10 protein-coding genes are annotated in these 12438 nt (G+C 42.9%); 2 read left to right on the top strand and 8 right to left on the bottom strand.

Annotation, left to right across the window (positions count from 1 at the left end):
• Positions 1 to 12 precede the first annotated feature (12 nt).
• From pstA to pstS, 3 genes are all read right to left on the bottom strand, one after another.
• A complete protein-coding gene (pstA, locus tag HMPREF9449_RS14560; RefSeq protein ID WP_040612123.1) occupies positions 13 to 876 on the bottom strand; it encodes a phosphate ABC transporter permease PstA in 864 nt (287 codons plus the stop codon).
• A gap of 22 nt (positions 877 to 898) precedes the next feature.
• On the bottom strand, positions 899 to 1750 hold the full coding sequence (pstC, locus tag HMPREF9449_RS14555) for a phosphate ABC transporter permease subunit PstC (protein ID WP_040612079.1): 852 nt from the start codon (positions 1748 to 1750) through the stop codon (positions 899 to 901).
• Between the two features lie 65 nt (positions 1751 to 1815).
• Positions 1816 to 2880 carry a phosphate ABC transporter substrate-binding protein PstS gene (pstS, locus tag HMPREF9449_RS14550; protein WP_009138030.1) on the bottom strand — a complete coding sequence of 355 codons (1065 nt, stop codon included), beginning with the start codon at positions 2878 to 2880 and terminating at the stop codon, positions 1816 to 1818.
• Positions 2881 to 3197: 317 nt separating this feature from the next.
• Between pstS and HMPREF9449_RS14545 the strand changes: the two genes are divergently transcribed.
• Entirely contained in the window at positions 3198 to 5168 is a 1971-nt protein-coding gene (locus tag HMPREF9449_RS14545; RefSeq protein ID WP_009138029.1) for a BACON domain-containing protein, read from the top strand.
• Positions 5169 to 5350: 182 nt separating this feature from the next.
• Here the strand turns inward: HMPREF9449_RS14545 and HMPREF9449_RS14540 are convergent, their stop codons facing one another.
• On the bottom strand, positions 5351 to 8740 hold the full coding sequence (locus HMPREF9449_RS14540; protein ID WP_009138028.1) for a glycoside hydrolase family 2 TIM barrel-domain containing protein: 3390 nt from the start codon (positions 8738 to 8740) through the stop codon (positions 5351 to 5353).
• A gap of 229 nt (positions 8741 to 8969) precedes the next feature.
• On the opposite strand from HMPREF9449_RS14540, the gene HMPREF9449_RS14535 reads away from it, so the two are divergent.
• The gene (locus tag HMPREF9449_RS14535; protein WP_009138027.1) at positions 8970 to 9701 is read left to right on the top strand and encodes a tRNA 2-thiocytidine(32) synthetase TtcA; all 732 of its coding nucleotides are present in this window, start codon (positions 8970 to 8972) and stop codon (positions 9699 to 9701) included.
• 30 nt (positions 9702 to 9731) lie between these two features.
• Here the strand turns inward: HMPREF9449_RS14535 and HMPREF9449_RS14530 are convergent, their stop codons facing one another.
• From HMPREF9449_RS14530 to greA, 4 genes are all read right to left on the bottom strand, one after another.
• Positions 9732 to 10379 carry an HAD family hydrolase gene (locus HMPREF9449_RS14530; RefSeq protein WP_009138026.1) on the bottom strand — a complete coding sequence of 216 codons (648 nt, stop codon included), beginning with the start codon at positions 10377 to 10379 and terminating at the stop codon, positions 9732 to 9734.
• 53 nt (positions 10380 to 10432) lie between these two features.
• Positions 10433 to 10918 (bottom strand): PaaI family thioesterase, encoded by a 486-nt coding sequence (locus HMPREF9449_RS14525; protein ID WP_040612071.1) that lies wholly within the window; start codon positions 10916 to 10918, stop codon positions 10433 to 10435.
• Positions 10919 to 11196: 278 nt separating this feature from the next.
• Entirely contained in the window at positions 11197 to 11592 is a 396-nt protein-coding gene (locus HMPREF9449_RS14515; RefSeq protein WP_009138024.1) for an HIT family protein, read from the bottom strand.
• 48 nt (positions 11593 to 11640) lie between these two features.
• The gene (gene greA / locus HMPREF9449_RS14510) at positions 11641 to 12117 is read right to left on the bottom strand and encodes a transcription elongation factor GreA (protein ID WP_009138023.1); all 477 of its coding nucleotides are present in this window, start codon (positions 12115 to 12117) and stop codon (positions 11641 to 11643) included.
• Positions 12118 to 12438 lie beyond the last annotated feature (321 nt).

Raw genomic sequence — 12438 nt, 5'->3', positions numbered from 1 at the left:
GTTTTTTCAAAGTTATTGTATTTTCCATTTTCGGGCGACTTGTTTAGCTATGATATTTAATAGGAGGATTGAGAGCAAAAGAAAGAGGGAGGAGCTCCAGATCATATCGATCAGATTGGGGTCGTTGTAAAATTCCCAGATCAGTAGTGGAACGGCGCTGGTGGGTTTGAGTATATCCCAGTTGATAGCAGAACTTCCCAAAGCTGTAAGCATAAGAGGGGCGGTTTCTCCCATGACTCGTGAAATGGCCAGCAGAATTCCTGTAAATAATCCTCCGAAAGCGGAGGGAAGCAGGACTTTTAGAATAACACGGGTATAGGAGGCTCCGAGGGCTAATCCTGCTTCTTTCAGACTACCGGGTAACATTTTAAGAGTTTCTTCGGTCGAACGGATGATCAACGGAAGCATCATAATGGAGAGGGCAATACTGCCGGCCAGAGCGGAATAGCTTCCTAAAGGCTTTACAATCCAAGAATAGGCAATGATACCGATGACGATAGAAGGACTGCCTTGTACTAAATCGGTAAGGAAACGAATCAGAATAGAAAACCAGGTTTTCGGCTTTTCTGACAGATAAATACCGCCTAGAATGCCGGTAGGAATGGCCAATAGAGAGGCAATCACTACCATGAGGAGGGTACCGGTAATACCATTGGCAATACCTCCGGGGATTAGTTCTCCGCTATTGCGTGCCAGCATGGCATCCAGTGTACTGGGTGCCGTTTCCGTAAAAAAATTCAGGTTGATTTGTTTGTAGCCTTTCTTGACGACTTCCCAGATAATGAGGATTAAAGGAATTGCCGTCAGGGCGGAGAAAATACAAACCGTCCAAAAGAATAAGCGGTCTTTAAAATGTCGATAGGTTAAACTGCTCATAGGTTTCATTTTCGGGCATGAGTTAACTTAATTTTTTCATAATCAGCTTTCCGATAAAGTTAATGATGGCTGTGATCAGAAATAAAAGCAGACCAATAGCAATCAAAGAACTTAATTTCAGTCCGTCGGCTTCTCCGAATTGGTTGGCGATAACACTGGCCATTGTATTTCCGGTATCCCCAAGGGAATAGGGAATATTATTGGTATTCCCGATCAGCATTGTTACAGCCATTGTTTCTCCTAGGGCTCTCCCCAAGGCTAGGATATAACTGGCAAAGATTCCGGAGCCCGAAGCCGGGAAAATTACGTTCCGGATGACTTCTAGGCGGGTAGCCCCCAGACTATAGGCTCCTTCTTTCAATTCCCTGGGAACCATAGAAATGAATTCAGCACTTAAAGAAGCTGCATAAGGTATAATCATGATGGCCAGAACGAGAGAAGCTGTAAGTATTCCGAATCCCTGACTGGAAAGTCCTAAATCCATGATAAGGGGGCGGAGGGTATAAAATCCCCATAACCCATAGACGATAGAAGGAATTCCGGCTAGTAAATCGATGACGGCACTGATGACGGAGGCTACCTTTTTTCCTTTGAAATACTCTCCGGTAAACAGAGCTACCGGAAGGGAAAACGGCAAGCAAAATACCAGGGCCAGAAAAGAGGTCAGTACTGTTCCGGTGATGAACGAAAGAGCTCCGTATTGTTCGGCTTCGGGATGCGGATCCCATTCTGCCGAAAATATAAAACGGAAAACTCCAAAATGCTCAAAAGCCGGTATTGCACCGCTTATGAGGGAATAAAACATTCCGCCACATATTAGAAGAATCAGTAAGGCGCAAATAAAAAGTAAGCGTTTGAAAATATAATCCCGCATTCTTTTGAGATTTGAAGGTTATGATTTTAAGGGTATTTACTCCCTTAAAATCATAGATAAAGTCGTTATTTCAGAAGGGGTGCTCCGTTAAATGTCACGGACTGCAGTAAAAGTTTTGCATTTTCTTTTGCTGTTTGGGGCAGCGGAGAATAATGTACTTTCGTGGTCAACTGCTGTGCTGCATCACTGAGCATCCAATGCAACAATTTAATATTGGCTTCTGCTTGTTGCAGGGTATGGTTGTTATAAGCTTGTTCTTTGTATAAGATAATCCAGGTGAAACAACTGATCGGATAAGCGTCGGCAGCCTGGGAATTGGTAATCATAGTCCGGGTATCTGCCGGAAGCTCGGTTGAAGCTGCGGCCGAAATACTTTCTGTGCTGGGTGTAATATAATTCCCGGCTTGGTTTTGCAGTAAGGCTACAGGTATTTTCAAAGCGAAGGCATATTCTGAACCGATGTATCCGATGGCCCCTTCCGTTTGACTGATTGTTCCAGCCACTCCCGGATTCCCTTTAGCGGCGATTCCTGCCGGCCATTTCAGCGCTTTCCCTGTACCGACCTGGGTAGCCCATGTCTCATTGACTTTGGAAAGATAGTCGCTGAATACATAAGTCGTTCCGCTGCCGTCTGAACGGTAAACGGCATGGATCGCTTTGTCCGGCAAAGAAGCGTGAGTATTAATTGCTTTGATTCGGGGATCCTTCCAATTCGTTATTTTTCCCAAATAAATATCGGCGATAATTTCCCCGGTAAGTTTCAGATCCTTTACTTCCGGCAGGTTATAAGCCAGCACGACGGCTCCCAGACAAGTGGGAATATGAATCGTCTGGGAAGGCATTTCACTGATTTCTTTGTCAGAAAGGAAGGCGTCACTTCCGGCAAAATCTACAATTCGGTCTTTCAAACTCCGTATTCCCCCGCCACTTCCGATACCCCCATAAGTAACTGCTACGCCGGTGGAATCTTTATATGTTTTGAATGCCAGATTATAATAAGGAAGGGGAAAAGTAGCCCCTGCTCCTGTAAGGGTTATATCTTCAGCATTTGTAGAGCCCGCTTTATTTTTTTTCGAATTTCCGCAGGCTGCTAAGGCCAGTACTAAAATAACGATTAAAAGTTTGTTCATTTTTTTTCTATTTAAAAGATAATTTTTCTGTATGCAATATTACATACCTCTTGTGACGGATGTGTTACATTATTGTTACGTTATTGTTACAGGTTGAAGTATTTTGAAATCAGGGAATTGATGTGCGAAGTACGGTGGAATTATTTATCTGCCGAGCAGTAGTTGATCTATAAGGTATACATAAAATTTAGGCCAAAAATAAGAGTACATGATTTTGTATCCTACAGAGATAAGTTAAAAAATTAAGATTTATTTAAGAAAATAAAATGAAAGTGTTATTTTTGGTTTCAATAATAATCTTTTTAAATACAAGCTTTATGAAATTAGTTTCAATGTTATTGTTATTTACAGCCCTGTTGTTTACAGGTTGTGAAGATGATCCAACTCTTGTACTGGAACCTTCTGTTTCGGAGTATGAAATCGAGGCAGCGGGTGGGGAATTTACCATTGAGGTAAAAGCTAATCTGGAATATGCCGTGAAAATTCCTGATGAAGCGGCGGTGTGGCTTTCTTTGGTCAGTACCCGTACAGAGGAAGGTATCGAATTATTGACTTTCAGTGCTATGGCCAATACGGCAGGGGAACCTCGGGAAACGGAAGTCGGGTTGATAGCTGCTTCGAATCCTTTGGAGCAATGTATCCGTGTGACTCAAAAGGCCGTGCGTGTAGTAAACATCGAAGAGAAAACTTATACGCTTGCAGCCGAGGGAGAAACGGTATTGGTAGCTGTAACGACCAATACCGATTATACGGTGACGATCCCTGCCGAAGCGACATGGCTCACTCAGGTGAAGGCCCGCAGCGAAATGCATAACGAAACACTGGCTTTTCTGGCTGAGCGAAACGCCGATGGGCAGGAACGTTCGGCAGAGGTCATCCTCACAGCAGAACCTAATATCAAACGTCACATTGTTTTTACCCAGCCTTCGGTAGCGATTCCGCAAGCGCAAGTTGTATGGATGGAGGGTGAAAGCAGTAATCTTTCCGATTGCCTGATAAAAGCCGTATCTACACGGGAATTCCCGGATGGCGGAACGGTTATTGATTTAGGTACAGAGGCGACTGCAAACTGTTATGTGGTACAGGCTGCAGCGGAAGACCGTACCTATCGTTTCCCTGCGAATGTTAGGGGAAATGGGCCGCAAGGGATAGCTGCCATGAATAATGGCAATGCCGTGAGCGGTTCGTTACAGTTGGGCGGAGGTGTGACTGTCCGGGGAGACGCTTCAATCAGTGAAGAATTGGCCGGTTCTTCTATTTACTTTACAGTAAGTGCAGGACGGAAGGGGAATGCCGTTATTACGGTTTATGGAAGCGATGCTGCAGCCGGAGCCCTCTGGACCTGGCATATCTGGGTGGTTGATGCAGCTGACGATCCTACGGAAACCAGTAAACTTCAGGTTTATAAATTTACTGCCGACAATATTCCGACGGCTACGGATCCTTCGAAATGGTTACTGACGGAAGAACAATGGACAGCAATTGGCGACGTTGAAGCGATGGACCGGAATCTGGGTGCGGAAAGAGCCAATCCGGGCGAGAATTCGGCCGATGTTTTGCTTACCACAGGTTTAGCTTATTGCTGGGGATTCAATGTGCCTTTCCCGGGAGCGCTTCATTCCGTAAATGGTTCTCCGACCTTAAACCAGATATGGTCATTGAAACAGGGCGCTTTAGAGGCGGAAGCTGTTACAGAACGCTTTACGGGTGACGAAAATTCGTCTGTTTGTCATTCCATGGACCTTAAAGAAGCTATTGCCCATCCCGGTAGAGGATGCTCGCTTGTCGGAGAAGCTTATTACAACCTATGGGGACAACATACGCCACTTTCTTATACCAATTATTATGGCGATACCCGCAATCCGGGTTATATTTCACTCGATTATACCCATAAGAGTATTTTTGATCCCTGTCCTGCAGGTTACTGCCTGCCGCCTCAATACCTGTATTTCGGTTTCCAGACGACATACACAAAATTCAATAACGGTAAAGCTGCTACAGCGAATGCTGCAAACCTCGAAACTTTGAAAGAGGACGGTGGTTTTTGGTTTTATATTCAGGGACGAGGGACCGGCGAAAAAGCCTGGTATCCCTTAAATGGCTATTACGGTAGCGGTACGGGCAGTTATAGTAGCATCGGCAGCAACGGTTCGCAATGGACATCGGCACCCGATTACGGGTCTACTACCTATGGGGCTAATTTTTATTTCAGCGCATCTGTTTGCTGTCCGCCGACCAATAATGCACGTTATTTGGGATATGCAGTACGTTGCGTAAAAGAACGTTAATTGGGGGAGAAATTTATTAATAGCCGGAAAACTGTTTAAGAAAATGGATTGATGTTTCACTGACGATTGGTTGAGGAAGGAACCTTCGGTTCGGATGAAGGAATTATAATCACTTTAGTTCCTTTGTCAGCGCAGTGTTAATCTATTTTTCTTCAATTTTCCGGCTATTTATATTTGTTTTTTTACCGAACGGGTTCGTAATTTATTCTGGATTTAGGTGCTAATTCAGAAGTACCGGAAAGCGGTACTAAAGTAAAGCCCCACTTATAATCCTGATTGGCCGGAATGTTGTAGCCGGGTTCCGGACGAGCTCCCCAGCTGCTATAACCGGCGACGCCCTGTTGCTTCATATCTACACATACCTCAATATAGTTACGGGGTTTTATGTCATTGATGTGATGCATTCTCCTCAGTTTATTTTTAGCCAGTTCCGGATTATGATTGGCAATTTCTTCCGGTGTGAAATTGGACCATTGGTAATCGTGGGGAAGGGCTTCTTCCGAATCGAAATCTTCGATGGCATTTCGCAGGGCGTTAAATCCGATGGTACTGTCCGCTTTGATCAGTAAGCCGTTCCCTTTATCGGTTGTCAAAGCCAACCAGCGGGTATCGGTATGATGTCCGTTTTCCTGGGGACGTACGTAAGGATAATAAAGTTCCTCAGCTGTCGACTTATAAAGTCCTACGAAAGTCCCGGCATTCCTGTCCACGTAATTTTCTTCCGGTCCTCGTCCGAAATATTGAATTTGGTTCAGCATAAGGGGTAAACGGAAGCGGACTCCTATACGGGGTACTTCCAGTTTTGAGGTTTTTTCCCGGGCGGCTTTTACCTCCGGACTGAAAGTAGCTGTGCGGGTTGCTTCTGAAACTTCTGTCGGGGTTTCTTCCATAGAAGTGGATGTAAATGCTGCATTTACTTTTACAATTCCGTCGGGGAAAATTTTATACTGAATAATATACAGATTTCCGGCAGCTAAGAGGTAGGTCGCTTTGATAACCGCAGCATTACCTTCTTCAGAAATATCGGCATCCGTTACCTGAAAATTTTTACTGGATTGCTTCCACACCTGTAAGCGGGTAGGGGCACCGTTACCGTAGTCATTGTCGCTGGGGGCCCGCCAGAAATTGGGTTGGATTCCGAAACCATCGGAAAAATATTCTGTGCCTTTCACCCGGTAAGAGGTTACAAGTCCGTTTCGTTTATTGAATACGAAATTTACGAGGGAGGATTTCGCAATCAGATTGTCGCCTTCCGTCGCCGTTTCTATTTTAGGGCCTCCCTTAGGAGTATAATTCAATGCTTTTAAAGGGTTGAAGAGTTGGAATTGTTCTTGAGCAATAAGACTTCCTGCCGGAATCCCCGGTTCTGGATTCCGGGTGTAAACGTAAAAATTCAGATGGTATTCCATACCTTTTGCTGCTCTTAGGGCGAGCGGGATATTTACTTTTTTCGTTTGTTGCGGAGCCAATTGCAGGGGAAGTTCTTTTTCAGAGATTTTCTTCCCGTTTGCTGTAAGGACATATTTAATTCTATACCGGGAAAGATCGGTGAAATAAAAACGGTTTGTGATGTCAACCGGGAACGTCTTTAATGTCGTCGTTGCTTTTGAAGGGAACAACGAATCTTGAGGACTTGTGAAAGCGACATTTTGATGTACATATTTCACTTCAGCCATAGCGGGATGAGGAGTCCGGTCCGGTTGGACAATACCGTTGATCAGAAAATTCCCGTCGCTGGGAGTGTTTTCTCCGAAATCTCCGCCATAAGCCCAATAACCGCCGTCTTTATTTACCCAGATTCCCTGATCTACCCAATCCCAGATATAACCTCCTTGTAAATTCGGGTATTTATAAATGGCTTGCCATTGGTCCCAAAGATTACCGGAAGAATTACCCATGGCATGGGAATATTCTGAGGGTACTACAGGACGGTCACTGCCGTTTTTTCCAATATGTTCCAACCATTTGGCGCTGGGGTATTGGGGAACATACATATCCGTATTCCATTCCCATAAGGCGCGTTCGTAACATACAGGACGGTTCATGCCGGCTTTCTCCCGTTCTTTTATCCAAAGATAAGTCTGGTAAAAATTATATCCGTTCCCAGCTTCGTTTCCGAGCGACCAGATGGCGACACTCGGGAAGTTTTTATTCCGTTCATACATATTGATGGTTCGGTCCATATGGGCTTTCAGCCATTCCGGATTATTTCCCAAGGTCCCGCCTTTACGCAGATCGTAATACATACCATGGGATTCAATATTGGCCTCATCGTATACATATAATCCATATTCATCGCATAATTCGTAAAACCGGCGACTTTGGGGATAATGACAAAGACGTACAGAATTCAGATTGTTTTGTTTCATCAGTTCGAAATCTTTCCGCATCAATTCTTCGGTTACATAATGGCCTGTGAGGGGATTGTGTTCGTGGATGTTTACCCCTTTCAATTTGATGGGTTGTCCGTTTACCATAAATACCGAATAAGGGTGTCCATTGGCATCCTTTTCTGCAATCTGACGGATTTCGAATTTCCGGAATCCGACCGGAAAGGGGACAATTTCTATCGTTTGATCGGCTTTTTGCAAGGTCATTAACAACTGATAAAGCTGGGGATCCTCAGAAGTCCAGGTGCGGACATCGGGCAACGTCTTTTGGAAATTCACGGTTTCTACGCTTCCGGCTTTCAGGTGAATTTGTTCGGAAGAGGTAGCTACAACTTTGCCTTCCCGGTCCAACAATTCATAAAGAGCGGTTAACTGAGCCGGTTGGGAACTGTTGTTGCGTAAATCCATACTCAAAGTAAATATTCCGTCTTTATACTGGTCGTTCAGGGTGGATATTACCCGGAAATCTTTCAGGGCAGTTTGGGGTTGCGACCACAGATAAACATCCCGTTCAATTCCGCTCATCCGCCAGAAATCCTGACATTCCAGATAAGAACCGGTACTCCATCGGTAAATTTTTAAAGTCAGGACATTTTTACCTGCTTTTACATAGGGATTGATACGGAATTCTGCTGTATTTTTGGAGTCTTCACTGTAGCCTACTTCCTGACCGTTTATATAGACATATACGCCGGATTTTGCTCCGTCAATGTTTAGGAAGATGTCTCTCTCCAGCCAATCGGCCGGAATTTCAATGTCCCGCCGGTATACCCCTACCGGATTCGCCTCCGGTAATGTCGGCGGTTGCGGATTACGAGGTTTAAATTCATATCCGTGATTGGTATAAATAGCTACTCCGTATCCTTGAACTTCCCAATTCCCCGGTACCTGTATATCGTTCCAGGTGTCGGTGCTGAGGGCGGGGTCTGTGATGTTTTCCGGAAGATCTTTGTAAGAATCAACGAAATAGAATTTCCATGTCCCGTTTAGCAGTTTATAAAACTTGCTGGAAGCATAATCCGATTTCAAGGCATTTTCCCGACTTTCGTAAGTCATAAAAGAAGAGCGTGGATACTCTTTGTTTACAGCTACGGTCTGAACATCCTGCCAGTAAGGTTTTGTTTGTGCTATCGTTTGCTGTCCCAAAAGGGCACATACAATAAAAAATAGGGTTTTTTTCATGAAATTGAAATTGATCGGTGATTATAATAACATTTATTTTGACAACACATAAGACAGCTTATAGCTCTGTCTTTGAATCTATAATGTAAATTTGCAAACCTACTGTCGCATAACAGAGACGAAGATAGTGAAATATTTTACAAAGTAAAAAACTTTAAAAAAAAAGAATTCCGTTTATTTTTGTGTATCGAAAAAGAGGGAGGGAAACGGTAAAATTAATAGTAGAGAGATGGGAAATAAGGAAGAAAAATTATTTATGCGGGAATTTTTCCGGAAAGCCGGTAAGGCTATATATGATTACAATATGATAGAGGAGGGGGAGAAAATATTGGTGGGTGTATCCGGCGGGAAAGATTCTCTGGCTTTGTTGGAAGTATTGGCGTTAAGAGCCCGGGATCCAAAAAAACATTATACCGTAGTGGCTGCTCATATTGCCGTCGAAAATGTCGTTTACGAAACCGATCATATATATATTCAGGAATTATGCGACCGTTTGGGGGTCGAATTAATTGTAAGAACGGTCAATACGGAAGTAAAGGAAAATTCCGGAAAGCCGGCTTGTTTTGTATGTTCCTGGAATAGACGGAAAGCTTTGTTTGAAATAGCAAAAGAATGGGGATGTACGAAGCTGGCATTGGGACATCACCGGGACGATGCGGTCGAGAGTTTGCTGATGAGTATGATGTTTAATGGAACGATGGCCAGTATGCCGCCTAAACTGGCTATGTTCGACGGGACTTTTACTTTAATCCGTCCTTTTATTTATATAACCAATGCAGAAACGACCCAGTACGCCGCTTACCGGAACTTCCGGAAGCAGAAAAAATTATGTCCGCATGAACATGCCACTAACCGGGATGCTGTCCGACGTCTTCTTCAGGAAATGGAAACTTTTTCTCCTCACGTGCGGAATAATTTATTTGCAGCTATGAAAAATATTCAGCAGGAATATCTCCCTTGAGCGTGTAAAAATACCTGTAACTGTCTGAAATTAGTCAGCCTTATCGAGGAAGTCCGGTATTTGGTTCATTTGGGTGATTATTTCAGCCGTTTGGGCCAGCCGATCGCTGCTGTTATGTCCTCTTGTATATAAAAGTACGTCGAATCCCAAGGCTTTTGCGACTTCTGCATCATGGATAGTGTCGCCTATCATCAGCGTTTCTGCGGGACAAATCAGGTATTTTTCTACCATTCGTTTTCCCCGTTCGACTTTCCCTGCGGCGTAGATATTGTCGGAACCGCATACCTGATAAAAATAGTGCTGAATATGAAAATCAACGACCATTTGCTTCAACAGATCTTCTCTTAGGGCAGACAATATATATTGTTTTATTCCCAGTTGCTGAATTTGACGTAATGTGTCGGCCACTCCCGGATTTAAACAAATACCCTTGGCAAAGAGATCGTATGTATTTACGAAATCGACGGAAATTTCGTGTAAATTCTCCCGTTGAAAATCGAATCCTACTTTCCGGTAAAAATCTTCCACCGGAAATCCGAATACATCCCGGTAAGTGGCGAGACTAAGCGTGGGGAGTCCTCTTTTTTCCAACATACAATTTAACGTATTGACTCCTGTCTTTACATCGTCTAATAGCGTTCCATTCCAATCCCAAACTACATTTTTATATTTTTTCATTTTGCACAGACACCTGATTATTGTTTATATTCCACTTTCCTTTACGAATGTTTTTATTCTGCTTTATAAAAGGCTTCTACTCCCGGCCAATCCAATTTTCGTTTGGCTATTTCTTCCGGATATACCATATACACCACATCGGCCTCTGTCGACAATTCTCCGGCCGCATTGAATAATTCAACCCGGGCGGTAACAAGTCGTTTTTCTACTTTTACTACCTTGGCTCTCAAGGAAATTTCGCCTCTATCCGTGTAAACAGGTTTACGATATTTAATCTCCATTCCGGTTGTTACTCCTGCCGTTTGAGCATGCGAGAAGATGGCCCAGCTTGCAATTTCATCGATTAAAGTAGCTTGTATGCCTCCGTGTAAGATATGAAAGAAACCCTGATAGTTTTCCGAGGGCATCCAATGACAGGTAATATATTCTCCTTCGTCTATAAATTTGCATTTCAGGCCAAAAGGATTGGTAGGAGAACATCCAAAGCAATTGTATCCTTCCAAGTCGGCATAAGCATTATGCATTTCACGCTTTTTCATCGTTCCGGGATTTGTTTTCGACGGGTAAAATTAACATATTTCTGGTAAAAAAAGAAGAGTCCCCCTTGGGGACCGACTTTTTGAAAATAGCTATAGATTTGTCCGCAGAAACGGATTCACATTTTACTGATAAATGAAACAAACCTTTTTCCTTTGAGAAAAAGGTTTGTCTCAGCGAATCGTCGGACAAGTCTTTGTCCATAGCGAAAAGAAGTAGAGTCAAAAAGACGATCTTGGGAGACCTCTATCGGATAAATTATTCCGGTTTTCCGGATAAATTACTCCATATTCGAAGCGATAAGATCGGCGCATGCCTGCATTTCTTCTTTTGGAAATTCCTTTTTGGGATTGGAAAAATTCAAATCATTTCCTTGTTGGAGAGGAACCAGATGGATGTGAGCATGGGGTACATCCAGCCCCAGCACTGCTACTCCTATCCGTTGACAAGGAACACTTTTTTGAAGGGCTTTTGCTACTTTTTTGGCGAAGACCATCATCCCGGCTAATTCCTCATCACTCAAGTCAAAAATATAATCTTCTTCCTGTTTGGGAACGACTAAAGTATGTCCTTTCTGTAAAGGAGCTATATCCAGAAAGGCATAATATTTGTCAGATTCAGCTACCTTATAAGAAGGAATTTCTCCCCGAATTATTTTCGTAAAAATAGATGCCATATTTTTGGGTTTTTGAGTCGGTACTTTATCGTCTAACGTATTTTTGCCTTATAAACGAATGTCTAAAATCTCCAATTCCATTTCACCGGCCGGGACTTTTACAGTGACTTTATCACCGATTTTTTTACCCACTAAAGCTTGGGCAATAGGGGTGTGGATGGATAATTTTCCTGCTTTAAAGTCTGCTTCTGTTTCGGATACCAAGGTATAAGTCATCGTAGCTCCCGTTTTGATATTCTTGATCGTGACTTTATTTAACATTTGTACTTTCGACGTGTCTAATTGAGATTCATCAATCACCCGGCAACTGGCAATCGTGTCCTGTAATTGGGCGATTTTAGCCTCCAACAAGCCTTGGGCATCTTTAGCTGCATCGTATTCTGCATTTTCTGAAATATCTCCTTTTTCAATTGCTTCTCCAATTGCTTTGGATATTTTAGCTCTTTCCACATTTTGAAGTCTGTCAAGCTCGTCCTGGAGCTTTTTTAAACCCTCTTTCGTTACGTAAGATACTTTTCCAGTCATAATATATAATTTAAGCTCTAGTTAATACATAAAAAAAATAAATGACACTTATCCTCCAATAAGTGCCTTTTATCTAAAAAAGAATTCCTATAATTTGGAATCCTCACCTCCGATACAAAAATATAAATTTCCCCCGAATAAAAAAAGTTTTTTGATAATTTTATTCAAACGTTTCCAAGGTCTTATTTCCCCGGAAAAATAAAGGTAAAAAGCAAAGTCCGACGGAAAGGAAGTAGAAAAAACAATCGATTATAAAAAATAGGTTGTATAGTTGTAATTTTATGTATATCAATAATTTATGACCTTAAATAACGTCCGTTT

The organism is Odoribacter laneus YIT 12061 (genome assembly GCF_000243215.1).
GTDB classification, from domain to species: Bacteria; Bacteroidota; Bacteroidia; order Bacteroidales; family Marinifilaceae; genus Culturomica; species Culturomica lanea.
Note: the sequence above shows the minus strand (reverse complement) of the source record. Positions and strands in the feature narration are given on the sequence as shown.